This window comes from Christiangramia fulva, assembly GCF_003024155.1.
GTDB lineage: Bacteria > Bacteroidota > Bacteroidia > Flavobacteriales > Flavobacteriaceae > Christiangramia > Christiangramia fulva.
The window spans coordinates 3,434,789-3,457,967 of the sequence record NZ_CP028136.1 but is presented as its reverse complement, the minus strand read 5'-3'; the positions used below and the strand labels follow the sequence as shown (position 1 = coordinate 3,457,967).

The window sequence follows — 23,179 nt, the reverse complement described above, 5'->3', positions numbered from 1 at the left end:
ATATTTTAAATTTAATAATTATGAGATACCCAAGAAAAACAACAAAAGTATTGCTTCTAACATTACTTAGCTTTGCCGCAATCTCCTGCAAGAATGCAAAAGAGGACGAACCGGCTGAACCTATGTCCAACGAAATGCACCAGCAGGATAATCAGGGACAAAATGGTTCTAAAACTAATGAAAACCAGGAGGTGGCCATGACATTGGAAAATTATCTGGCTATTAAAGATGCCCTGGTAAAGGATGATCAGGAAGCGGCGGCGGAAGCCGGCAGCAAACTCGCTAAAGAATTAGAAGAGTTTGATAAGGAGGAATATTCCTCCACCGAGCAACAGGAGCTAACAGATATTATTGAAGATGCCAAAGAACATGCGGAACATATTTCTGAAAGCCCTATAGCCCATCAGCGCGAGCATTTTGATATTTTGAGCAAAGATATGATAGACATGATTGCCATTACGGGAACCAACAGAAAACTTTTTCAGGCATATTGCCCTATGTACAATGACAATAAAGGGGCACAGTGGCTAAGTAGTGAAGAAGAAATACAAAACCCGTATATGGGCACAAAAATGCCGGGCTGTGGAAAGGTGCAAAAGGAACTATAAAAACTATCCAGACCTTGAAAATTCTTAAAATCACCTTAGGTGTTTTTTTGGTAATTATGCTGGTAGTTCAATTTGTACCGAGGCATCCCAATAAAAGTTCTGAAATACCCCCAACAGATTTTACGAAAGTCAACGAGGTACCTCAGCCGGTAAAAGGAAAATTGTTCGAATCCTGTTATGATTGCCACAGCAATAATACCAGGTATCCCTGGTATAACAGGGTACAGCCGGTGGCATGGTTCCTGGACGACCATATAACCGCAGGAAAGAAGGAACTTAATTTTAGTGAATGGGCAAATTATTCAGACAGGCGTAAGAACAGCAAGTTACGCTCCATAATAAGCCAGGTGGAAGACGGAGAAATGCCCCTAGATTCTTATACTTTTCTTCATAAAGAGGCGGTTTTTTCTGAAAAGGAAAAAAAGGAATTTCTTGATTATATGAGACGACTGAAAAAGGGACTGGAACTATAATAAAGGAATGGGATTCTATGTAAGTGAAAATGATTTTTTCATTGTTAATTGGTTAATTTTATCTTACATTATCCCTTTAAAAGTCCTGAAAAGGGAAGGGTTTTGCCCTTCCCCTCTCAGGCACAAAACCAGTCTATCCTATAAATTGCTTCCTGATATATTTTTACTATTTTAATAGTTAGACTATCTTTTCGACAAATGATGGTGATAAAATATTTACAGACCTGGGTGAAAAAAACTAAATTTTATAAGATTATGCGAAAAATTATATCATTTCTCCTTCTTACATCATTTACAGTGCTTCTGGCTTGTGGGGATAACAATAAACCTTCCGCATCGGCTTCCGGTAATGTGGATATAAAAAAGGAAAAAAAAGCGGTAGAACAGGTACTTAATAAATTTAAAGAAGCCCTGGTTTCCCAAAATTTGGACAGCACCCTAAGTTTATATTCCCGCGATTCTCAAATATTTGAATCAGGGGGAATGGAAGGGTCCTATAACCAGTATTTGGAACAGCATTTAAAACCAGAATTCGAAGAATTTGAATCCTTTAACTTTACCAATTATTTTATGGATGTGAGAATTGCTTATCCGTATGCCTTTACCACAGAAACCTATAATTATTCAATAGATTTGAGGGATTCTAAATCTGATAATCCTGAAAAATTTGATCTTAAAGGTGTGGCCACTTCAGTATTAAAAAAGGAAAAAGGAGCCTGGAAGATTATCAAAAGGCATTCATCCTCCCGAAAAAGGCCGTAAGGGTTTACAAAGAAAGGGATTTTATGGAAGAAAAGGAACTCTTTGACAGCATTAAAAGCCTGTTGCTTAAGAATATGGAAAAGGGAGGAGGGCGAAAAAAATCTTACTTTCATTTTACCCGTCCCTCACCCGGCACTTATCCCTACCAATATTTCTGGGATACCTGTTTTCATGTTTATATTTTGTGCGCCCTGGGAGAAGCCTCCATGGCTAAGAGTCATATAGAAAGCCTTATGGCGCTCCAGAAAGAGGATGGTTTTATTGGACATATGATTTATTGGGACCGGTTGAAACCTAATCGCCTGCCCGACCTGCTACAATCACTTCCCCGTTTTCGAAACCTCTATAAAAGCCACATGAGCGCGCTCATCCAGCCGCCCCTGCTTGCACAGGCAGTACAAAGAATTTATAATATTACCGGTGATAAGGCTTTTGTTGAAAAATTAATGCCCGGTCTAAAAAAATATTACCAATGGCTGGCAAAAAACCGGGATTTTGATGACACCTTCCTTTTGACCATTATTTCACCCTATGAATCGGGAATGGACTGGAAACCCAGCTTTGATATTCCGCTTGATTTTACTGAAGGAAAAGCAACTAAAAAGTTATTCCGAAAAGTAACCTGGGTTGATTTCAGGAATTTTTTAAATAATTATAAGCTGGAGCGTATTTGGGAGCAGGATTATTTCCTGGTAAAAGATGCTGGTTTTAATACCATTTATGCCCAAAACCTCGAAACAATGGCTTGCCTCTGTGAATTAACAGGGGATGGGGAAATCACTTATTTTAAAGAGCTGTCAGAGAAAGTAACTCAGGCCATCCTGAAGTTAATGTACCATGAAAAAGATGCGGCATTTTATGACCTTTATGGGAAAAATAATGAACCTATACGGATATTAACACCTACTATCTTCTATCCTGTAGTTTTAGAGGGGATCCCGGCGGAGATTAAAACCTCTGTAATTAAAGAACATTTTTTTAACAAAGACGAGTTCCAGTCAAAATATCCAATTCCCTCGGTGGCTATGAAAGAATCAGCTTTTAATCCTAATGAATCTGTGTATATCTGGAGAGGGCCTACCTGGATCGTCAATAACTGGTTCCTGCATAAGTTTTTAATGGAAAATGAATACAGCCGGGAAGCAAGAAGTATGGTAGAAAGCATAAAAACGCTAATCGCGAAAAGTGGCTTCCGGGAATATTATAATCCTTTTACCGGTGAAGGCTATGGGGCGAAAGAATTTACATGGGCCGGTTTGGTGGCAGATATGATGTTGATGGAGCAGGGAAGGTGGAATGATATCGAGAAAAATAAGAAGGACTGAACCTGTTTCTTAAACCAGGAACCTTAACAATATTCCAACCAGTACTGTAACGATAAAGCAAACTGTGAAAACGGATGTTATAATCCCTGAAGTCGGAAAACTATAGATAGGCTCTTTTCTATAGAACATCGGGAAAATTATTCTTAAATATACCGCTAAGGATATTACGCTGTTTAAAATCGCGGCAACGGCCAGCCATGTATAACCGGCATCCATGGCAGAACCGAATAAAAGGAATTTTCCGGCAAAACCGGCCAGCGGCGGGATACCTACCAGTGATAATAGAAAAACTAACATGGCTACTGCCATAAAAGGCCTTTTTCTTGCAAGGCCTTCAAAATAGATAATATTGTTTCCTGTGCGTTGTATTACTGCAAAAGCGCCAATGTTCATGGCAGCGTAAGCAAGGCTAAAAATTATCAGTCCGGATAATGCAAGTCCACTTTGATTGATGGCCACAATTCCCAAAAGGAAATATCCTGCCTGGGCCACTGTGGAATAGGCCATTAGCCTTAGCATATTTTTTTGCCAGAGCGCTACAATATTTCCGAAAGTCATTGAAAGCACCGCCAGGATCCCAAGGATCAGGTTCCAGTCAAGTAGAGGAGGCAGGTCTTTCATGACCTGTGCCAGTGCGAAAAAAGCCCCAATCTTTGGTGTTACGGACAAGAATGCCGCTACAGATACCGGGGCCCCTTCGAAGGTGTCCGGGGTCCAGAAATGGAAGGGGAAAAGTGAAGCTGCATAACCCAAACCGGTGATCAATCCTCCAAACCCTATCAAAAGGACGAAAGCCTGTGATGTAATCCCCGTGAGGTCTTTAATGAAAGTTGTTCCGGTTATCCCGACCCAGTAAGTGAGGCCAAAAAGCATTACCGCGCCTGTTACTGAGCCATATACAAAATATTTGATGGCCCCTTCAGTAGCCTTATCTGTTTTAGGATAGGCAGCCATGGCAAATCCACCCAGACTGTTTATAAGCACCCCCAGGACGAGGAACATAAGATCGCCACTTCCCGCCAACAACAGGGAGCCGAGAGTGGAAAAAGCCACCAGGCTGTAGAGTGTACCTTCCCTGTTAGTACCCTTTAGTTCCTGTCGCATTAGTAGCGCCGATAGTATTCCCGTGCCACATAGTATTATTACCGCCCATAAACTGAGGTCATCGATTCGAAAAGTTTTAGAAAAAGCGGTTCCTACTGTTCCAAGCCGGGAAATGGCAAGTCCTGATGCCCCGGCCAGACCTATAATCAGGGTAATGAGACTTCCGGAAGCTTTCCGCAGCATTTCAAAAATAAGAGAGGCCATGGCGGTAAGCAATACGATAATTTGCGGGAGAATGCTTAACAGGTCTTTGATCATGGCATGAAGGCTTTTGTGGTTTCATGAATAAAGCTCAAAATGGTGTCAGGAAAGATACCCACCATGATAATTAAAATAATCAACGGGATAAAAGCCAATAATTCAGAGGTATTTAGATCTTGCATTTTTTTTAATACCGAAGAATCCATAGGTCCCATAAAGGAGCCCTGTATTGCTCTTAAATACAATGCGGAAGTTATGACAAGGCCCAGGAGCATGACTCCTACCGCCCAGGGATAAATCGCATACCCACCCAGGAATATCTGAAATTCAGCCGGAAAATGCGCTAAACCGGGAAGGCCAAGAGAAGCGGAAGCTGCCAGGACAAAAAAGCCGCTTAATAGGGGATAAGCCTTTAAGAGACCTTTTAAGGCCGGCATTTCCCTGGTGGTAGCCCTGTCCTGGATGCTTCCGCATAAAAGGAACAACAATCCCGTAACTATCCCATGGCTAAAGATTTGAAGGCTTGCGCCGTCAAGGGCACTTACCCCGCTATCATCGTATTGTAAGGCGGCTATGGCAACACCAAATGCAAGATAGCCCATATGATTGATACTGGTATAGGCCACCATTCGTTTGATATCCGTTTGGGCCATTGCTACCAGGGCACCGTATATAACCGAGATAACGGCAATAATAATTACCACCCAGGCATATTGCCGAAAAGCCTCCGGGGTCATTTGTAACATAAAGCGGATGAACCCGTATGCCCCTAATTTTAGCAAAATTCCGGCAAGGATCGCGCTTCCGGCTGCGGGGGCTTTAGTATGCGCCAAAGGTAACCAGGAATGAAAAGGAAAAAGGGGGGTTTTTATAGCGAATGCTATTAGTAAACCCCAAAAAATTGCCATGCCAATCCATCCCGTTGGCGGGTTAGCGATGATTACGCGCATATCAAAGCTATGAGGGTCAGTATTTAGGTAGAGCCCCAATAACGCCAATAATAGGGCAAGACTTCCCACCAGTGTATATATAAAGAACATGAGCGCTGCTTTTTTCGCATTGCCATGGCCCCAGCCGGCAATGATAAAATACATTCCTACAAGTGTAATTTCGAAAAAAACATAGAACAACAACAGGTCCAGTGACATAAAAACCCCCAGGCAGGCGGTTTCAAGCAGAAGGAACAAGGCCATATATTCAGATTTTCTACCTATGGTCTTTGTGGAAAAGGTGATACTGCTCATAAAAAGTACCGTAGTGAGCAGAACAGCTATATAGCTTATTCCATCCACTCCAAGACGGTATGCGGCACCAAGCGAGGGTATCCAATTTACCTCTTCTATATGTGAAAAACCTTTCCCAATACCCTCAATCCCCAGGAATATAGCTGTTATCAGGCTTAAAAAAGAAAATATCACAGCGACCAGATTGGCAATTTTGGGTCCGGATGATCGAAAGAGGGTCACTAAAAATGCCCCCGCCAGGGGCAGGAACAAAATAATACTGAGCAATGGTATAGATGTGTTCATACGGTAAAAATACTAGCGGTTAAAATAAAAAGCAGGACCAGCAACACCCCAATGGTTATAGCCAGTTCTTTATGTACCAGGCCTGATTGCCATTTTTTTCCGGTTCCACCGGCATGTTTTATTCCTTTTCCAACTGTCTCTACGCTTTGAAGCAGCTCATCATCAAAATGGCCGTTAATCCTCGAATAATTTATGCTGATATTGCCAATTTTCCAGATAAGTTTTAACAACATCTTATCTAACGAATAGGTCAGGTCGGCAAGCTTTAAAATGGGTAAGGCTATTAGTTTTTGATAGCCGCCGGCGATTTTATAGTTAGCCCGGATCCCTTCCCGTACAGTGTCGGGAAGCCAGGAATCTTTATAGAACCAACCTGTTATTATACCCAAAAAGGCCACGCTTAAACCCAGTATCTTGCTAATTTTATCCTTTGGGAATTCATAACCGGCGGTTTTTATTAGTTGTTCCAGTACGAAACCACCTGCAAGGACTACGGCAATCAAAATGGTCACCCCTGCCAATAGCCACAGTTTTTTATGTAGTGTTTTTCCTTTAGTATTACCATTCCATAACCTGTAAATGGCTTTAGCGATATAGGCCCCTGTAAAGAAGGCACCGATAAGTGCAATGATAATATAGAAAACATCTGAAGATTTAAAAGAGGAGGCCAAAATACCATCTTTAGAAAAGTAACCAATCAAGGGAGGGATTCCGGCCAGACTAATTCCGCCAATAACAAAAGCTATGAAAACGTATTTGAATTTTTTTCCGCCTCCCCTCATTTTTTTATAGCCTGTTCCCCCGTATGCATGTTGAAACACTCCCGCTTCCAGAAAAAGGCTGCTTTTCATAAAAGCGTGTGCCAGCCAATGACCCAATGCCGCACCGGGATAACCTAATCCCACTGCCAATAACATAAATCCGAACTGGCTTGAAGTGGAAGCTGCCAGCATTTTCTTGATATCTGAAGTTGCTATGGCCGTGAGACCGGTAAGTACGATTGTAATGCTCCCTGTAATTGCGATATAATTGAGGGCAGTTTCCGGAAATAAAGGAAAGATCCTTATAAGTAAGAAGGCACCTGCCCCTACCATCGTGGCAGAATGAAGAAGTGCCGAAACGGGGGTGGGCCCTGCCATGGCTGCCGGCAACCAGCTTTGCAACGGTACCTGCGCCGATTTGCCTATAACGGCAAAAAGCAGGCATAAAGAAACGAAGAGGCTGATTTTTTCCTCTCCTTCAAATGGAATCGCAAGACCACCGTATTGACCGATAATTAGAAAAACCCCCAGATAAAGGCCAATATCACCCACACGGGTTTGAAGAAAGGCTTTAACTGCACCCCTGCGGGCCTTCTTCTCTTCATGCCAGGTTCCAATAAGCAGGAAGGAAGCGAAGCCCATCACTTCCCAGGCAGTAATGAACATAAACCAGTCGCCCGTTAGCACTAATAACTGCATGGCGGCCAGGAAAAGGGAAATAGCAGGCCAAAACCATTTTTTGCCTTTTTCTTCATGCATATAGCCTTTTGCATAAATAAAAATGCCAAAACCCACCAGAGCAACCACCATACTCAAGAGACCAGTTTCAGAATTGGCCAAAAGCTTAAAAGGGTCCTGATTTAATCCTCCATAATCAAAAATAAATTCTTTCTTTTTTCCTATTTGAAATACCAGATACATTGTGGCCAATAACGAACTTCCCGCTCCTGCCAGATGAGGCCAGGCTTTTTCGCTGCGAAAGGCATATCCTGCGACTGCGGCGAGAAAGGGGAAAAGGATGATAGCTATAAGGAGGACGTCCATACCGATTTAAAATTTCTTAATATTACTCTTTCATATCACTTGCTTCTTCCATTTCTACAGATCCTTTGGTCCTGAAACGCTGGGTGGCAATAGCAAATCCTACGGCAGCTTCCAATGCCATTACTGTCATTCCCACAAGAACAAATACCTGTAGCGAAAAATTTTCCGGATGAAGGTACCTCCAGAATGCTACGAGGTTGAGCATGGCTGCCCCCAACATAAGTTCTACACCCATCATGATCATTACCAGGTTTGTTTGACCGAGAGCTCCATAAAGGCCTATTCCAAAAAGAATGGCACCAATAATTAAAACGCTTATGAGTTCTATCATTTTTTTCTGTTTTTAAAAGGCAATGCAGTAGCCGCCGCCGCAACCATCGCAACAAGAATGGAAGTACCGGCGGTTTCAAAAATCATCATGGAGCGTTTCATCAATTCCATACCCAAATCATAATTTTGCTGGGCGGTGGCGGGTACCTTTTCAATAGGCGAGTCCCATTGGGAAAAGCCTACGATCAGGATGACCGCCATACCGGCTACTACAGCCATACTTATTGAAGCTTTTTTCTGGTGGGACATATCCATATCACCCATTCCTCCGGGATCCATCATATACATCATCATAAAAATAGCCATGATACTCATTTCCGTGGCCATCATCATTATTTGCAGCACAGCAAGAAATTCGGCACGCATCACCAAAAACATCGCACCCAATATGGCCATGGCCGCTAACAATGAAAAGGCCGAACGTACCATGCTGCTGGTCATGAATACCCGCCAGGCGAACCATATGGCCCCCAGCCCCAGCAGGATGAGTATTATTAATCTAAAAGTGCTCATAACAACAAAAGTATTCCCACCCAAAGGATGTTGATTAATGCCAATGGGGTACCGTATTTCCAGCTCCACTCAAGTGAGTGGTCATGTCTCAGCCGCGGCATAAGCCTTCCGAAGAAGAAATAGGAAATTGCAACAGCCCCTGTTTTTAAAAATATCCAAACGAAGCCCGGGAGAAACGGTCCAAACCATCCTCCCAGGAACAAATTGGCCGTGGCAAGGGCAAGGCTAAATATAAGTATGAGCCTTCCAATTCTAAAGATTAGGAGTTTTTTCCCGGTATATTCTGAAAAAACTCCGCCGGAAAGTTCCCCTAAGGAATTGGGAATATCAAATGGTGGTAAAAACGCCAGCGCCAGGGAAGCCAAATAAAAGAGGATAAAACCCAGTGGTTGATAAATAATATTCCACAATTCATATTGCGATTTCACAATTTCTGTCATGTCCATAGATTCGGCCCTCATAACTGTCGAGGTGATGGCCATTACTATGGGCATGGAGTAGGCGATGAGCTGACCAAGAAAGCGCCAGCCGCCAACCATAGAGTATAACCCGTTAGGAGCCCAGCCTGCAAGTACCATAGAAACCATAATATAGGCGAAGGCCGCGTTTATGAAAAGCGCTGCCGTACCCAATTTTACCAAAATAAATTCTTTCGCAAAGGGAAGCACGCTTACTGAAAGGACTGCCGCCACAATAAAAAGGATTGGTGCCGTTTGCAAAAAAGTCCTGTCATGCATCCTTGGCTTTACATCTTCCTGTACAAAGGAGGAGGCAAATGCCGAAAAAGGGTACATAAAATCCCAATGCCGGTAAATGGACCAGTGTTCCACTACCGAAATAGCATAGATACTAACGCAAAACAGACATAATATAAGTATCCACATCATCATTGTTTTATTTATCTATTTCCCAGGGTGAAATTCCCAGGGAGGCTATGCCTGCCAAAACATCTGAAAGTTCCTCCTGCATGCTTATCCTGGGGATCATTGCGGCCAGACCCAAAGAGGGAGTGCTCAACTTTATTTTTATTATACCTCCGTCCTTAATTTTTAAACTTAAACAGGCCGTTCCCGTAGCCGTTTCTATTTTTGCTGTTCCTTTATGGTCACCAAAGCTCTTTAATCCATTTTTATCTGATTTTTCTGTGTTGTCCTTCCCTGAAAATGTACCGATAAGTTCAAGACTGTGTTTGATTTCTTCAAGCCGCACCAGCAAATGTCCCCAGGCGTTATTCTCGTTCAATACAATAGCTTCAAAATGATCATAATTAGGGTCTTCCAATCTGTGATCGTCCATTTTGCCTGCGGCCCTCGCTATGGGACCGGAAATGTGGTGCAGGAACATTTCAGGTATCCTGGCGCAGTTTTTCAGTCTGGTTTTAAGATAAAGCCGTTTCTTAAGCTGTTCTATATTTTTTTTGATCCCTTTTTCGGAAGAATTCTTCAGAAAATCAATCAGGCATTTATGAATCCTGAAACCCATTTCCCGGTCACCTATATTTTGCAATAACGTTTGGATTTGGAGAAGGTGGTAAATAAGCCTCTCCCTTTCCAGCACGGCTACATTGCAATAGGCGGAATTATCTGCGGGGTTTTGGAGCGCCCTTCGGGCAAGTTGCCTGTATGCTTCGGGTTGAAGGGGATCTATCTGGCTTAAAAATTCCGGTAGATCAGCGGGATTTTCAGGAATATTCTCGAATAAATTCCGTGAAAGAAGGCCTTTTTCATAAGTGGCCATTTTTACAGTATCTCCATCCAGCATCATTTTTATACGAAGCCCGTCCTGTAAGCCGGGATGGAAGGGGTCAAACCGGCCTTCGTTCATATCCATAGGAAGCCCGTCGGCAGCACGGGGCATATCCTTGGTCATCATGACCATAGACATGAAACCGTTGCTATCATCATTTTTTCCTCCTTCTTCTTTCTCATCACCGCTTTCTTTTTCATCTTCATTTTGATCATGGTTTTCATGCTTGTGTGAATTTTTATGATCGTCGTCCTGCTCTTTATGGTCATGATTACTATGGCCAGTACTTTCCTCTTCATCTTCAAGTGCTTTTACAAGAAAGGAAGGTTTATAAGTTTTAGAATGCCCTGACCAAAGATTGATTTTTTTGAGTTTGGCAGGTAATTCATTGAGTTCATCAGCCGAGATTACCAGATCGGGATTAGGTAGCGGATCTATATCCTGCAAATCAATACTTACCAGAATTCTGGGACGAGGCATTTGCGCATAGCTTATTGCGGCTGCCTCTCTAAGGTTTTTTGAGAATGGCGCACTCACCAACAGGAGGTTAGCATGTCTTGGGCTTGCAACAATTTTGACCCCTTTCTTATAAAAATCAAGTCCCTGTAAGGCCAGAAGGTTCTGTCCCGGAACCGGAAAAATCTTTAGCTGATTCAAAATAAATTTGGAGAAGAATTTACTTCTTATAACTTTATTCCCTGATCCGCCTCCAAAATTTTGTATCGCGTTTATCATTGCCGTCTAAGCCCTCCCTGGCTCCATGTGTACAACAACCCCAGAAAAAGGATTAGCAGGAAAACTCCCATATCCAGGAGGGCGGCGATACCCAATTTTTTATATACAACAGCCCATGGGTACATATAGGCCATTTCCATATCAAAAGCCAGAAAAAGCAGGGCATAGCCGTAATAATGTATATGGTATCTTCCCCATACCGGTTTTTTGTGTAAATGCCCACTTTCAAAAGGGATATTCTTTCCTGGTTCGTTCTTCGTCTTTACCATAGCTTTTTTTGCCAGATAAAGACAGCCAATGAAAGCGACTGTAAAAAATAGTATTAAAAAAAGTATGATATATTCCTGCATATTCATGTGATATTTGTCGCTTTACTAAAATAACATCAAATAATCTGCATAAAAAAAACATTGGAAGATTTTGACTTTTTTTTAGCATATAGTATTAGTTTAAATATAGAAAATCACATCATCGCGAGAAAGTTGTATAAAACAGTATTTTGCATGATTTTCAATGTCAAAAGAAAAGTTTTTTAGTATAGAACTTTAAGGACTATGGGCGTTTAAATTACACTCCCTTAAAAAGGGGCTGGTCCTTTTAAAGAAACCAGCCCTTTTATTTCTGAAATTATATAGAAAATCCTGTTCGACCTTCTACTTTTTGTTATTGAGGGTTTTTTGTTTGCTTTCAAATTCCTCTTTAGTTATTTCGCCTTGGGCATACCGCTCTTTTAATATATCCATTGGATTCCCATTCCTGCTTTCTCCCGGTCTGTTTTTGGGTTTACCAGAATACCAAAATACCATAAGTAAAAGCAGGCCTAAACCTATTATCCACCACCACATCATCATCATTATTCGTTTTTATGGTCCTCTGGTTTTTGCTTCATTTGATCTTGCATTTTTCGCCTCATTTCAGGGTTCTCCATTATTTTCTGCATCATTTCCTTTTTCATTTCTTCGTTTTTCTGGATTTGCTGCATAAGCATCTTCCTTCCTTCTTTTTTCTGTAGCATTTTTTCGATCATCATCTGCTGCATTTTCTCCTTCATTTCAGGATTTTCCTCCATCATTTTTTGCATATGCGATTTCATTTTTTCTTTCATTTCGGGATTATTTTCCATCATCCCTTTCATTTTTCCCGATTCCATCATTTGCATGTGTTCCTGCATCATAATTTTTTTAGCCTCTTCATTCTGCCTGGCCTGGGCGATAAATTCCCTGAAATTATCGGGGTCTGAAATGATTTCCTGGTACACTGCATCACGGTTCTCTTGTAAATTCATGGTTTCCGTAGCGTTAAAATGGGATTTGCAACTAAAAATTGAAAAGGTAATCACTAATAGCATTAATATTTTTACTGTTGGTCTCATAATGTTGATTTTTTTAATTTAGTTCGTTATTTAAAATTTTTTATACTGTTCGATTTACGGTCGTCCTCTATTAGAAAATTTCTCATCATCCCCATATCCTCATGTTCCAGGTTGTGGCAATGATATACAAAAAGGCCTTTGTAATTTTTGAATTCCATAATCACACGTACTTTCATTCCGGGCATTAACAGGACCGTATCCTGCCATCCTTCATCTATAAATCCGTCTTTTATGGAATTCCATAAAGCCGGTTCTACCCGGGAGACATCGCGATCCAGGATATTGAATTGCACCTGGTGTATATGGATGGGGTGGGGCATCTGCATCATATTTCCCATTCCACCATTTTTATTCCCTCGCCCCATCATACCGCCACCGCCCATCATGCCGCCACCGCCCATCATTTCTCCACCTTTGTTGGAAAGTTGCCATATTTCGGTAGTATTTAGTTTTACGGTTTCCTCTTCGGCTACTTCTGTGCCTTCCCAGGTCCGGCCGTTTATGGTCCATTGCATACGTTCCATAAAGAAATTGAATTCCCTTGGATTGTTTTGATTCACCGCCTTGGCCGGATCCAGTTTTTTAAAGGCAACCAGGTTTTCCGGGAGGGAATAATCATTAGATCCTTCTTCATCAAGGTTAATTGTAAAGAGCCTGTATTCAGAGCCCAGTGGCAAACGAGTGTTGCCGCCACCCATCATACCACCATCCATCATTCCTCCCATGCCACTTTCAAAGGCGAGGCTTTTCAACTCCAGTTTATCTCCCTGCTTTTTGTTTCTTAAATCCAGCCATATATCAATTCTTTTAGCAACAGAAAGCATTACATAAGGCAATTTTTTGGGACTCTCCAGGATACTGCCGTCAATTCCAATTACCGTGACCGGATCTCCATTGCTCCATGCGAGTTTATAAAATCTCGAATTAGAACCGTTTAAAAATCTTAGGCGATAACTGCAGCCAGCTTTTAAATCCAGTTGTTGATTAGCCCGGCCATTAATGCAAATCCTATCTCCCAGAAATCCCATCATCTTATCCATTCTACCCCCATCGAGATATACCAGTTGATTATCATCGTTAAAACTGCGGTCCTGGATAACCACCGGTAAATCAAATTCGCCTGCCGGCAGGTTCAACTTCTTTTCTTCTTTATCTGATACTAATAGAAGCCCGGCGAGTCCCATATAAACCTGCTCCCCGGTTTCACCATGGGGATGTGGGTGGAACCAGTAGGTCCCGGCCCTGTTCATAACCGTATATTCATATACGTAGGTTTCCCCATTAGATATCACGTCATTTGGATGGCCATCATATTCTTCCGGCACGTGCATTCCGTGCCAGTGCACAATACTTTCCTGGGGTAAACTATTGGTAAACCTGATCCTTATTTTCTGGCCTTTATCCACCTTTATTATGGGGCCAAGGTAACTCCCCGCTATTTGCTGAAGGCTTTCCGGATTTCCTTTTATTAACTCACTTTCAAAAGTCCAGCACCTGGTTTTTTTTCCTTCCAATAGTGCCATATCCCTTTCTACCGCGTTTAATTTAATATCCAGGTGCGGTTGAAAATCGGGACTTAATTTTAAGGGATCGTTATCATACTTATTATTCCCATTTACACAGGACTGCAAAAAGGGCCAGGCAATAAGCATGGAAGCACCTGAAAAACCTAATTTTATGAATTTCCTTCTATCATTATTTTTCATAATATATTTTTAAAGCTTCATTCCCGGCTGTTCAGCCTCGGGTAAAATCCCCTTTAAGGTTTCAGTAGTTTTTCTTGCAATTTGGGTTAGTTCCTTAGACGGTGACCAGGTAATACCGGTATCTTCAATGGAAACTTTTATATTTCCCTGTTCAATTTCTTTTACAGTTACAGAACAAGGCAGAAAAATACCCGTTTGTGGATCTTTTGAAAGTGCACTGAAAGCCGTCTCCGGATTACAAACGGATAATATAACCTGTGAGGGCATATCTTTTAAGTGGTTTTTTAAATAATCTTTTAGGTTTAATTCAAAAAGAATATCAAACTCCCTTCTTTTTAAGGCTCCCTTTATGTTATCTAAAATTTCAGAAAATGGTTGGGAACCATACCGCTGGCTTATACAAAAAGCAGTATGCTGGCTTTCAGTATAATTCTGGTTTTTCATCCCTTTCTTTTTGGCTGGATTTTTTCTCTCCATCTTTCTATAATTGAAAAATTATAGCCTGGCTATTACTTGCTTTAACTTATCTCCAATTTCTGTGGCGACCTGTTCCAAGTCTTTGTTTTTTACCGCCTGCATAGATGATATTGGATTTACTGCAGCGACTTCAATTTTTCCATTTCCCATTTCCTGGACAATAACATTACAAGGTAACATGGTGCCAATCTTATCTTCTGCTTTCAATGCTTTGTGAGCATAAGGGGCATTGCAGGCTCCCAGAATACGATACTTTTTAAAATCGATATCCAGTTTTTTCTTAAGGGTTTCGGTGACTTTTATTTCAGTTAGTACCCCAAAACCTTCCTTTTCCAGTTCATCTGTAACTTTTTCAATTACTTCTTCAAATTCTCCCGTAATAGTCTTGTTAAAATAATATTCCATAACTGATGTTTTTTTATTTCTCATAAAGATAAGAAGATATAAAAACTCTTAACGTAACGATTGTTACATAAAATTGAGGAATTCTCCAGTGTAACAAAGGTTACATGTAGAAGTAACGAAATCTTATATATTTGAAAACTTCTATGCTAGCAAAGCAATATATAGCGATATTTCTAGTGATAGTTTTTTCAGGCAAACTAATCACGGTGGATTCTGATATATTTAGTTTTATACTGAATAATAATCAGGTAATTCTGCTAAATCCCTTCTGTGAAAAAAAAAGTAGCAATATAACAGTATTGGATAGTCACTTTGGAACCTCCTCTTTGCTGCAAATTTTGAAATTAGCCAGGATCTGTTCAAATAATTATCAGTTTACAGATGAAATTGAAATTCCTGAAATTCGAGATCAGAATCTTAGGGAATTTGTTTATGTTAGGCCATTAGTTATAAGCGTTCATCCCAGAAAATTATATCCGCCTCCCAAAAATTCATTAATCTCATAGGATTTAAAATGGTTTGGAAAAATATATTTTTCAGCCTTAATTATTCACAAATTTTATTGAATTATATGAAAGCAACTATTTCTGTATCCTACAGATCGGTACAGCTATTTCGCATTTTACTTAGCGGAATATTTTTAGTAGCGAGTTTTAATCATATTTTGAATCTGGAAAAAACGCTAAATCGGATTGATCAGGCGAGGTTTAAAGGCATTGCCTACTTCTTTGGTAATCCTGAATATTTGGTGATCATGTCGGGAATTGTAATGATGATGGCTGGATTTTGCTTGCTTATCGGCTATAAAACCCGATGGGCAGCAGTAGCCCTGGCAGCAGTGATAATACCAATAACTTTAACCGTCCAGGTAGGACAGATTCACACTTTAGGTCCTCTTTTTAAAAATATAGCCATATTAGGAGGGCTTCTATTTTTTATATTAAACGATATTCAAACTTTTAAAAAATAATGATTATGAAAAAGCTAATTTTAGGAGTATTTCTTTTAACACTCGCATTTTCGAATGCACTAATTGCACAAACATCCACACACGAACATCACTCACATAATTATGTGGTGCTTACGAAAAAGATTCCCCAACTTCAGCCAATTATTTTAACTGCTGAGGCGCTGGCGGAAGAAGATGGGGAGAGTTTCGGGGATTTCCAGGCGATTATCTGTGGAAAAACCGTACAGGAACTTACAGATAAAGAAATGATGAAAAGCTTTATTGAAAAAGCTGAAGAAGCCCACGTAAAAATTGTGGTATGTGGGTTCTCCTTAAAAAAGTTTAAAGTCAATAAAGAAGATATCCCAGAGGAACTTGAAGTTGTGGACAATGGTATCTTGCATGATTTTCAGCTGCAAAAGAAAGGTTATTTGAGTATAGAACTCTAAGTAGTTGGTAATCTAATTAGTTGAAGTATAAACCATAGGAGCTAAGGTTCTTATGGTTTATTCTATTTCACCTCGAATCTCTGTAATAATTTTCTATTTTTGTAACCTGTGCAATTAAAAAATCAAATAAAAGCCTTATTCCTTCTAGGTATATTCATGCTGATGTCTTTTCATCAGGTAATACCTCATGCACATCATGAACATGAGGAGGAGAAGAACGAGGTTGCACACCAGCATTCCGGGGAAGATCATCACCACGAAAAGAAACAGAAAGATGAGCAGGGCGGATTCTTGTCTTATTTGCTGGCTATTCATTCCCACACGAGTACTTCTAATGAAATTCCGGTTTTAAAGGAATATTCTGAGGATGTCAGGGTTCAAAAGTCTGAGAATAAAAAGAAAGCTTCAAATAAATACTATTCAGAGAGTTGGGTTTTAACTGATCAGGATTCAGAAAATTTTGAAATTTATCAGCCTCCCAACGAATATTTTAATCCCTATTTATCTTTACTCTCACTTCGGGGACCTCCCGACTTAGTTTGATCAACCAGTCAGGCCACTATTTAAAATAGCAGGCCGACCTTATCGTAGAGATTAAACTAAAATCAATATTTATGTACAGAAATATAGTTTCCGCTGTATGCGGAATACTAATCTCCATAGGCTCATTTGCCCAGGATGCCGGGATGGATGGTATTTTGCAGCAGATAAGCCGGAATAACAGGCAACTCAAGGCATATCAGTCGTATATGGCAAGTCAGAATCTAGGTAATAAGTCAGAAAATAATCTACAGGATCCACAGGTTTCAGCCTTTTATCTTCCATTCGGTGAGCACCAAACCGGTGATTATAGTGAATATCAAGTTTCTCAGCAATTTGAGTTTCCTACAGTTTATGGAGCGCGGAGTAAGCGAATTGAAAAGCAAAAGGAATTATTGGAACTGGAATATGAAACTGTGCGTCAGGAAGTATTACTGAATGCCAAAAAGCAGCTTTTGGAATTGCAGACTTTGCAAAAACGAAAAGAGCTGGAGGAAAAAAGAGTGGAGCAGGCCAAACAGGTGTATGATCAAATTCAGCGTTTATTCGATGCAGAACAAATTGGTATCCTGGAACTGAATAAAGCTAAAGTAGCCTGGTTACAGGAGCAGTTTGAACTGGATCAGGTCAACATCAGGATCAGGAACACGTTGCTGGAAGTTCAGAAATTGAACGGTGGAAATTCCATTGAGGCAGAACCGGTCCAATTTTTCACAGATCCTGAGTTGGCCGAAATGCAGACGCTTTGGGAAGAAAAGCTTTCCGCAGATGCCGAAATTCAGCAGTTAAAAGCTCGTGAGAATCTTGCCCAACAGCTGGTAAAACTGGAAAAGAATAAAATTCTTCCAGACCTAAGCATTGGTTATAATTACCAGGGAGTGAATTCCAGTAATTATTCCGGTTTCTTAGGAGGACTATCCATCCCGCTCTGGAACAGCAAGAACAAAGTAAAAGCTGCTGAGGCAAATTTGCAATATAACCAGGCGAATACTGGCGCTGAAACTGCGGAGCTATACACCAGGTTTCAGGAAAATTATCAGCAGTATCAATTATTGAAGAGAAAATACGAGGAATACCAGGAGACTTTTAAAGACCTGAATTCCGAAGAACTTTTATTTAAAGCCTACGAACTTGGGGAATTTTCATTTCTGGATTATTACCATGAAGTGGAGTTCTACCGGCAGGCTTATAACAATATGCTGGAGATGGAGAAAGAACTCCTTCAGCTTAAAGCAACACTTTTAAAACATCAATTATAATTAAATAATATGAATTTCAAGAATTTATTTTTCGCAACAATACTAGTATTTGGTTTTTCAGCTTGTAGAGATACAGCAAAAGAAGACCACGGCCATGAACATGAAGAAGGAGCGGAAGCTCACGCCCACGAGGAAGAAGAGCATGGTCATCCACATGATGAAGACGGCAATCATATGGAACAGGAAGAATTCAAAGTTGGTGAAGATTCACTCGATATGCATGAGGATTCCGATCACCATACGCATGATGACGGAACGGAGCATGAGGATCATTAAAAAATAATATTAGACATGAAATATATTTATATAGTATGTATCTCGCTTTTCCTTTTTTCCTGCGGAAATAACGAGGAGGAAGGCCATGCGCATGATACAGAAGGAAATCATGTAGGTTCAGAAGTTCCTACGATTAGCAACACCATCTGGACAGACCAGACGGAGCTTTTCGTTGAATTTCCGGCTTTAGTGGAAGGGAAAACCAGCAAATTTGCAGCTCACTTTACTGTTCTGGATAAACATCAGCCGGTTAGAAATGGTTCGGTTACGGTAAGTCTCATTCAAGGAGATAGTGGAATTCGGCATAAGGTAGACTCACCTTCTTCACCTGGAATCTTTTCTCCGGCCTTACAGCCAAAAGAACCGGGAACTTATGACCTCGTTTTTGATCTGAAAACCCCTGAATATTCAGACAGGATCGTAATAGAAGACGTTCAGGTGTATGCCTCGGCTGAAGAAGCATCAGAAAATGTAACGGAAGCAGAAGATGCGGGCATTAGCTTTTTAAAGGAGCAGGCCTGGAAGATCGATTTTCAAACCGAGCCTGTTACAGATGGTGAAGTTTATGACATTGTGCAAACTTCCGGAGTCTGGCAAGCCGCTCCGGGAACTTATAAAATCCTTGCGGCAGGAGCCAATGGAATGGTGAATTTCGTTGCAGAAAACCTGACGGAAGGTAGTGAAGTAAAAAGAGGTCAATTGTTGATGAACTTGAGCAGTGAAGGACTTTCTTCCAATAATATTCAGGCAGAGATAGCCCAGGCCAAAGCCAGATATGATCAGGCGAAAGCTGAATATGAGCGGAAAAAAGAATTGTTTGAGGATAAGATCGTTCCCAGAGCTGAATTTGAAAGGGTGGAAAGCGATTTTCGTGTAGCCGAATCTAATTACCGTGCACTTGCCTCCAATTACGGAGCAGGCGGGAAGCAGATCAGGGCTCCATTTGACGGATTTATAAAATCCATCAGCACCTCAAACGGGGATTATGTAGAACAGGGAGCTAATCTAGTTTCTATTGGAACTGATAAGTCCCGTTTGCTTAAAACGCAATTAAGTGCCTCTCATAATCCGAGTAAAGAAGCTATTGCGAGTGTCTGGTACAAAAATGATGAAGGAACCTGGAGTGAAGTGGAAGAAGGATCTATTGTTTCCGTAGGCAAGGAAGTAGAGGATCGCAAACCTATGATCCCAGTATATATCAAAGTGAACGATGTAGTTGAAATGCCTGAAGGCAGTTTTACTGAAGTACAGATCGCTCTTGGAGAGGCTGAAACCGGAATTGTAGTGCCTGAAGCTGCATTACTGGAAGATTACGGTAATTTTTCTGTGATCGTACAAACCGGGGGTGAAAGTTTCGAGAGAATACCGGTGAAGATCGGGAAACGAAACGGAAAGAATGCGCAGGTCCTTAGCGGACTTGATGCCGGAGAGGTTGTCGTAACAACAGGAAATTACCAGGTTAAGATGGCTTCAATGTCCGGACAAACACCCGCACACGGTCATGATCATTAATAAAGAAATAGAAATTAGATGTTAAATAAAATATTATCGATTTCGCTTCAAAACCGGCTTCTGGTTCTTCTGTCGGCTGTGGTACTGAGCGTCACCGGGTTTTACCTCGCACGTAATATGAACGTGGATGTATTCCCAGACCTTACCGCACCTACCGTAACCATACTAACGGAAGCACACGGAATGGAAAGTGAAGAGGTAGAGAAACTAGTGACCTATCAGCTCGAAACCGCGATGAACGGCTCGCCAAATGTAAGAAGGATTCGTTCTTCCTCAGCAGCCGGGATCTCCATCGTTTGGGTTGAATTTGACTGGGGCACCGATATTTACAAGGCAAGACAGATTGTAAGTGAACGTATTCCAATGGTTCGTGAAAACCTGCCTACAGGAATAGGAGCGCCTACCATGGCACCCATCTCCTCAATTATGGGGGAAGTAATGCTGTTGGGGGTAACCTCGGATAGTCTAAGCCCAATGGAATTAAGAACCCTTTCTGACTGGCAGATCCGTCCACGGATAAAGGCCATCGGAGGGATTGCAAACGTGGTAGTGATTGGAGGAGATTATAAACAATACCAGGTTTTCGCCGATCCCGGAAAAATGAAATATTACGATGTAAGTCTCGAAGAATTAATCGAGAAGGTTAAAGAGGCGAATACGAATGCTCCCGGTGGTTTTCTGAATCAATACGGAAATCAGTATATAATCAAAGGAAGTGGTAGGGCTTATGCGATAGATGATCTGGAGGAAGCTGTGGTAAAACAGGTGAACGGCCAGAGTATTAAAATAAAGGATCTTGCGGAAGTTCAGATAGGCGCTGCCGATAAGATCGGGGATGGCTCCCTGAATGCGGAACCTGCGGTTATTTTGACAATTTCCAAGCAGCCCGATGTCAATACGCTGGAACTCACGGAAAGACTGGATGAGGCCATTGCTGAACTGGAAACCAGTTTGCCGGAAAGCGTGGAGATCAAAAGTCAGATCTTCCGACAGGCAGACTTTATTGATGCTTCCATCAGCAATCTGAATATGACTCTGCTGGAAGGTGCATTTTTCGTGGTCATTGTATTATTCATATTCCTGATGAACTGGCGTACCACTCTAATTTCACTATTAGCGATCCCAATTTCGTTACTGGTATCGATTATCGTATTAAAAATGCTGGGCTATACCATCAATATCATGAGTTTGGGTGGAATGGCAATTGCAATTGGAGCACTGGTAGATGATGCTATTATTGATGTGGAGAATGTTTATAAACGCCTGCGCGAAAATATTCGAAAACCGAAAGCTGAAAGGCAGTCGGTGATCACCGTGGTAAGGGATGCGTCGGTGGAAATTAGAAGTTCCATCATCATAGCAACCCTTATCATTATTGTCTCTTTTGTGCCGCTGTTTTTCCTTGGCGGAATGGAAGGCCGATTGCTCAAACCTCTGGGAATTGCTTTTATCACTTCAGTATTGACGTCGCTGATTGTAGCGGTAACCGTTACTCCGGTGCTGTGTAGCTATCTTCTGAAAAAGGAGAAAATGCTGAAAAAGCAGTCCGAAGGAACAAAAGTGGAAAGATGGTTACAGAAGGCTTACGCCGATATTCTAAATCGAGCCTTAAAGATCCCTAAGACCGTGATCGCGGTAACAGTGGTTGCTTTTTTACTGAGTATTGCTTTATTTACGCAATTAGGAAGAAGTTTCCTTCCTGAATTCAACGAGGGATCACTCGTGATAAGTGTGGTAGGGCCTCCATCCATGTCGCTGGAAGAAAGTAATAAGACTGGAAATCAGGTAGAGCAATTATTGCTTGAAATGCCCGAAGTGGATGTGGTTACCAGAAGGACCGGTAGAGCTGAACTGGATGAGCATGCCCAGGGAGTAAATGCCGCCGAGATCGATGTACCATTCACCCTGGAAGATAAATCGAAAGAGGAATTCTTTGAGGACGTACGGGAAAAACTAAGTATTGTTCCCGGCGTTAATATTACTTTGGGGCAGCCTATAGCTCACCGTATCGATCATATGCTTTCGGGAACCAGGGCCAATATTGCAATTAAGATCTTTGGACCCGATCTTCAGCAGCTATATGAAATTGGTAAAAACGTGGAGGAGAATATTACTCCTATCGATGGGCTTGCGGATGTAGCTGTTGATCAGCAGATTGAAGTACCACAAATCAAAATCACTCCAAAACGCCAGATCCTTTCAGCTTATGGAATGACCGTAGGACAGTTAATGGAGCAGGTGGATATCGCTTTTGCCGGTCATGAGGTAGGTGAGATTTATGAAGGTCAGAAGTATTTTGACCTGGTAGTTCGTTATAAGGAGGATGTTAGAAACAGCATAGAAAAGATCAAAACCGCTTTGATAGGATTGCCAAATGGTTCACAAGTACCATTGCAACAGCTCGCGAACGTTTCCTCGGTAAGCAGTCCCAATACCATTAGCCGGGAAGATGTGCAAAGGAAAATTGTTGTTGCTGCCAATGTGCAGGGTCGGGATTTGAGAAGTGCGGTAGAAGAGATTCGCGAAACTGTGAATTCTTCCGTTAAAATTCCAGAAGGCTATAGGGTGCAATATGGTGGGCAATTTGAAAGTGAATCGAGAGCTTCACAAATGCTTTTGATCACTGCAATTATTGCAATCTTCGTGATCTTTCTCTTATTGTATTTTGAATTCAATAATGTGAAACTCGCTTTTGTGGTTCTCGTAAATCTGCCATTGGCATTAATAGGTGGAATTCTGATCGTTTATTTTACATCAGGAATTGTAAGTATAGCTTCCACGATAGGTTTTATCAGTTTATTTGGAATTGCTACTCGAAACGGAATTTTACTGGTTTCGAGATATGAAGATCTTCGGAAAGAAGGCCTTGGTGGATATGAGCTCATTAAATCTGGTGCGCTCGACAGGTTAAATCCAATTCTGATGACAGCCTTTACCACTGGATTGGCACTTATCCCACTTGCTTTAAAAGGAGGTGAGCCGGGAAGTGAGATCCAAAGTCCAATGGCTGTTGTAATTCTTGGAGGATTGCTTTCAGCAACGGTACTGAACCTCGTGGTGATACCTTGTGTGTATGAATTAGTTACGAGGAAAGATTAATCCA

The 23,179-nt window shown here is 41.3% G+C and carries 24 protein-coding genes; 11 read left to right on the top strand and 13 right to left on the bottom strand.

The window, feature by feature from the left end; genetic code table 11:
- Nucleotides 1-20 precede the first annotated feature (20 nt).
- The 4 genes from C7S20_RS15485 to C7S20_RS15470 all read left to right on the top strand — a co-directional run bounded on the left by C7S20_RS15485 (nucleotide 21) and on the right by C7S20_RS15470 (nucleotide 3,168).
- Nucleotides 21-608, top strand: coding sequence for a DUF3347 domain-containing protein (locus C7S20_RS15485; protein ID WP_107014267.1), 588 nt, complete (start codon nucleotides 21-23; stop codon nucleotides 606-608).
- A gap of 14 nt (nucleotides 609-622) precedes the next feature.
- Entirely contained in the window at nucleotides 623-1,081 is a 459-nt protein-coding gene (locus C7S20_RS15480; RefSeq protein WP_107013324.1) for a heme-binding domain-containing protein, read from the top strand.
- 255 nt (nucleotides 1,082-1,336) lie between these two features.
- The gene (locus C7S20_RS15475) at nucleotides 1,337-1,843 is read left to right on the top strand and encodes a YybH family protein (protein ID WP_159039952.1); all 507 of its coding nucleotides are present in this window, start codon (nucleotides 1,337-1,339) and stop codon (nucleotides 1,841-1,843) included.
- A 23-nt stretch (nucleotides 1,844-1,866) separates the two neighbouring features.
- Nucleotides 1,867-3,168: an MGH1-like glycoside hydrolase domain-containing protein gene (locus C7S20_RS15470; protein WP_107013322.1), complete on the top strand. Its 1,302-nt coding sequence runs from the start codon at nucleotides 1,867-1,869 to the stop codon at nucleotides 3,166-3,168.
- Between the two features lie 9 nt (nucleotides 3,169-3,177).
- Here the strand turns inward: C7S20_RS15470 and C7S20_RS15465 are convergent, their stop codons facing one another.
- The 13 genes from C7S20_RS15465 to C7S20_RS15405 form a co-directional block, all read right to left on the bottom strand.
- Nucleotides 3,178-4,530 carry an NADH-quinone oxidoreductase subunit N gene (locus C7S20_RS15465; protein WP_107013321.1) on the bottom strand — a complete coding sequence of 451 codons (1,353 nt, stop codon included), beginning with the start codon at nucleotides 4,528-4,530 and terminating at the stop codon, nucleotides 3,178-3,180.
- Nucleotides 4,527-6,002 carry a complex I subunit 4 family protein gene (locus C7S20_RS15460; RefSeq protein ID WP_107013320.1) on the bottom strand — a complete coding sequence of 492 codons (1,476 nt, stop codon included), beginning with the start codon at nucleotides 6,000-6,002 and terminating at the stop codon, nucleotides 4,527-4,529. Before C7S20_RS15460 ends, C7S20_RS15465 begins: the two co-directional genes overlap by 4 nt.
- Nucleotides 5,999-7,807: an NADH-quinone oxidoreductase subunit 5 family protein gene (locus C7S20_RS15455; RefSeq protein ID WP_107013319.1), complete on the bottom strand. Its 1,809-nt coding sequence runs from the start codon at nucleotides 7,805-7,807 to the stop codon at nucleotides 5,999-6,001. The genes C7S20_RS15460 and C7S20_RS15455 overlap by 4 nt, the downstream gene beginning before the upstream one ends.
- Nucleotides 7,808-7,829: 22 nt before the next feature.
- Complete coding sequence (nuoK, locus tag C7S20_RS15450) at nucleotides 7,830-8,138, bottom strand: NADH-quinone oxidoreductase subunit NuoK (RefSeq protein WP_107013318.1); 309 nt, start codon at nucleotides 8,136-8,138, stop codon at nucleotides 7,830-7,832.
- On the bottom strand, nucleotides 8,135-8,650 hold the full coding sequence (locus tag C7S20_RS15445) for an NADH-quinone oxidoreductase subunit J family protein (protein ID WP_107013317.1): 516 nt from the start codon (nucleotides 8,648-8,650) through the stop codon (nucleotides 8,135-8,137). The genes nuoK and C7S20_RS15445 overlap by 4 nt, the downstream gene beginning before the upstream one ends.
- On the bottom strand, nucleotides 8,647-9,540 hold the full coding sequence (locus tag C7S20_RS15440; protein WP_227009029.1) for a complex I subunit 1/NuoH family protein: 894 nt from the start codon (nucleotides 9,538-9,540) through the stop codon (nucleotides 8,647-8,649). Before C7S20_RS15440 ends, C7S20_RS15445 begins: the two co-directional genes overlap by 4 nt.
- Before the next feature lie 4 nt (nucleotides 9,541-9,544).
- Nucleotides 9,545-11,053: an NADH-quinone oxidoreductase subunit D-related protein gene (locus tag C7S20_RS15435; protein ID WP_159039951.1), complete on the bottom strand. Its 1,509-nt coding sequence runs from the start codon at nucleotides 11,051-11,053 to the stop codon at nucleotides 9,545-9,547.
- 74 nt (nucleotides 11,054-11,127) lie between these two features.
- Complete coding sequence (locus C7S20_RS15430; RefSeq protein ID WP_257791339.1) at nucleotides 11,128-11,481, bottom strand: NADH-quinone oxidoreductase subunit A; 354 nt, start codon at nucleotides 11,479-11,481, stop codon at nucleotides 11,128-11,130.
- Between the two features lie 303 nt (nucleotides 11,482-11,784).
- On the bottom strand, nucleotides 11,785-11,985 hold the full coding sequence (locus C7S20_RS15425) for an SHOCT domain-containing protein (RefSeq protein ID WP_227009027.1): 201 nt from the start codon (nucleotides 11,983-11,985) through the stop codon (nucleotides 11,785-11,787).
- The gene (locus C7S20_RS15420; RefSeq protein WP_227009026.1) at nucleotides 11,985-12,416 is read right to left on the bottom strand and encodes a hypothetical protein; all 432 of its coding nucleotides are present in this window, start codon (nucleotides 12,414-12,416) and stop codon (nucleotides 11,985-11,987) included. Before C7S20_RS15420 ends, C7S20_RS15425 begins: the two co-directional genes overlap by 1 nt.
- 113 nt (nucleotides 12,417-12,529) lie before the next feature.
- Nucleotides 12,530-14,209 carry a multicopper oxidase family protein gene (locus tag C7S20_RS15415; protein ID WP_107013312.1) on the bottom strand — a complete coding sequence of 560 codons (1,680 nt, stop codon included), beginning with the start codon at nucleotides 14,207-14,209 and terminating at the stop codon, nucleotides 12,530-12,532.
- Nucleotides 14,210-14,218: 9 nt separating this feature from the next.
- Complete coding sequence (locus tag C7S20_RS15410) at nucleotides 14,219-14,653, bottom strand: DUF302 domain-containing protein (protein WP_159039950.1); 435 nt, start codon at nucleotides 14,651-14,653, stop codon at nucleotides 14,219-14,221.
- Between the two features lie 51 nt (nucleotides 14,654-14,704).
- Entirely contained in the window at nucleotides 14,705-15,091 is a 387-nt protein-coding gene (locus C7S20_RS15405; RefSeq protein WP_107014265.1) for a DUF302 domain-containing protein, read from the bottom strand.
- 571 nt (nucleotides 15,092-15,662) lie between these two features.
- Between C7S20_RS15405 and C7S20_RS15395 the strand changes: the two genes are divergently transcribed.
- From C7S20_RS15395 to C7S20_RS15365, 7 genes are all read left to right on the top strand, one after another.
- Nucleotides 15,663-16,061 (top strand): DoxX family protein, encoded by a 399-nt coding sequence (locus C7S20_RS15395; protein WP_193510772.1) that lies wholly within the window; start codon nucleotides 15,663-15,665, stop codon nucleotides 16,059-16,061.
- 5 nt (nucleotides 16,062-16,066) lie between these two features.
- The gene (locus C7S20_RS15390) at nucleotides 16,067-16,489 is read left to right on the top strand and encodes a DsrE family protein (RefSeq protein WP_107014264.1); all 423 of its coding nucleotides are present in this window, start codon (nucleotides 16,067-16,069) and stop codon (nucleotides 16,487-16,489) included.
- A gap of 162 nt (nucleotides 16,490-16,651) precedes the next feature.
- Complete coding sequence (locus tag C7S20_RS15385; protein ID WP_227009025.1) at nucleotides 16,652-17,032, top strand: hypothetical protein; 381 nt, start codon at nucleotides 16,652-16,654, stop codon at nucleotides 17,030-17,032.
- A gap of 71 nt (nucleotides 17,033-17,103) precedes the next feature.
- Complete coding sequence (locus C7S20_RS15380; protein WP_107013307.1) at nucleotides 17,104-18,288, top strand: TolC family protein; 1,185 nt, start codon at nucleotides 17,104-17,106, stop codon at nucleotides 18,286-18,288.
- A 9-nt stretch (nucleotides 18,289-18,297) separates the two neighbouring features.
- Nucleotides 18,298-18,564: a hypothetical protein gene (locus C7S20_RS15375; RefSeq protein WP_107013306.1), complete on the top strand. Its 267-nt coding sequence runs from the start codon at nucleotides 18,298-18,300 to the stop codon at nucleotides 18,562-18,564.
- 15 nt (nucleotides 18,565-18,579) lie between these two features.
- Entirely contained in the window at nucleotides 18,580-20,076 is a 1,497-nt protein-coding gene (locus C7S20_RS15370; RefSeq protein ID WP_107013305.1) for an efflux RND transporter periplasmic adaptor subunit, read from the top strand.
- A gap of 18 nt (nucleotides 20,077-20,094) precedes the next feature.
- A complete protein-coding gene (locus C7S20_RS15365; protein WP_107013304.1) occupies nucleotides 20,095-23,175 on the top strand; it encodes an efflux RND transporter permease subunit in 3,081 nt (1,026 codons plus the stop codon).
- The last annotated feature ends 4 nt before the right edge of the window (nucleotides 23,176-23,179 follow it).

Coding starts and splice junctions, on each gene's coding strand:
- C7S20_RS15395 (WP_193510772.1), top strand. CDS start 15,663: ATGAAAGCAACTATTTCTGTATCCTACAGATCGGTACAGCTATTTCGC.
- nuoK (WP_107013318.1), bottom strand. CDS start 8,138: ATGATAGAACTCATAAGCGTTTTAATTATTGGTGCCATTCTTTTTGGA.
- C7S20_RS15405 (WP_107014265.1), bottom strand. CDS start 15,091: ATGGAATATTATTTTAACAAGACTATTACGGGAGAATTTGAAGAAGTA.
- C7S20_RS15375 (WP_107013306.1), top strand. CDS start 18,298: ATGAATTTCAAGAATTTATTTTTCGCAACAATACTAGTATTTGGTTTT.
- C7S20_RS15380 (WP_107013307.1), top strand. CDS start 17,104: ATGTACAGAAATATAGTTTCCGCTGTATGCGGAATACTAATCTCCATA.
- C7S20_RS15390 (WP_107014264.1), top strand. CDS start 16,067: ATGAAAAAGCTAATTTTAGGAGTATTTCTTTTAACACTCGCATTTTCG.
- C7S20_RS15485 (WP_107014267.1), top strand. CDS start 21: ATGAGATACCCAAGAAAAACAACAAAAGTATTGCTTCTAACATTACTT.
- C7S20_RS15460 (WP_107013320.1), bottom strand. CDS start 6,002: ATGAACACATCTATACCATTGCTCAGTATTATTTTGTTCCTGCCCCTG.
- C7S20_RS15465 (WP_107013321.1), bottom strand. CDS start 4,530: ATGATCAAAGACCTGTTAAGCATTCTCCCGCAAATTATCGTATTGCTT.
- C7S20_RS15430 (WP_257791339.1), bottom strand. CDS start 11,481: ATGCAGGAATATATCATACTTTTTTTAATACTATTTTTTACAGTCGCT.
- C7S20_RS15365 (WP_107013304.1), top strand. CDS start 20,095: ATGTTAAATAAAATATTATCGATTTCGCTTCAAAACCGGCTTCTGGTT.
- C7S20_RS15470 (WP_107013322.1), top strand. CDS start 1,867: ATGGAAGAAAAGGAACTCTTTGACAGCATTAAAAGCCTGTTGCTTAAG.
- C7S20_RS15475 (WP_159039952.1), top strand. CDS start 1,337: ATGCGAAAAATTATATCATTTCTCCTTCTTACATCATTTACAGTGCTT.
- C7S20_RS15440 (WP_227009029.1), bottom strand. CDS start 9,540: ATGATGATGTGGATACTTATATTATGTCTGTTTTGCGTTAGTATCTAT.
- C7S20_RS15410 (WP_159039950.1), bottom strand. CDS start 14,653: ATGAAAAACCAGAATTATACTGAAAGCCAGCATACTGCTTTTTGTATA.
- C7S20_RS15385 (WP_227009025.1), top strand. CDS start 16,652: ATGTCTTTTCATCAGGTAATACCTCATGCACATCATGAACATGAGGAG.
- C7S20_RS15420 (WP_227009026.1), bottom strand. CDS start 12,416: ATGAATTTACAAGAGAACCGTGATGCAGTGTACCAGGAAATCATTTCA.
- C7S20_RS15445 (WP_107013317.1), bottom strand. CDS start 8,650: ATGAGCACTTTTAGATTAATAATACTCATCCTGCTGGGGCTGGGGGCC.
- C7S20_RS15415 (WP_107013312.1), bottom strand. CDS start 14,209: ATGAAAAATAATGATAGAAGGAAATTCATAAAATTAGGTTTTTCAGGT.
- C7S20_RS15370 (WP_107013305.1), top strand. CDS start 18,580: ATGAAATATATTTATATAGTATGTATCTCGCTTTTCCTTTTTTCCTGC.
- C7S20_RS15455 (WP_107013319.1), bottom strand. CDS start 7,807: ATGGACGTCCTCCTTATAGCTATCATCCTTTTCCCCTTTCTCGCCGCA.
- C7S20_RS15425 (WP_227009027.1), bottom strand. CDS start 11,985: ATGATGATGATGTGGTGGTGGATAATAGGTTTAGGCCTGCTTTTACTT.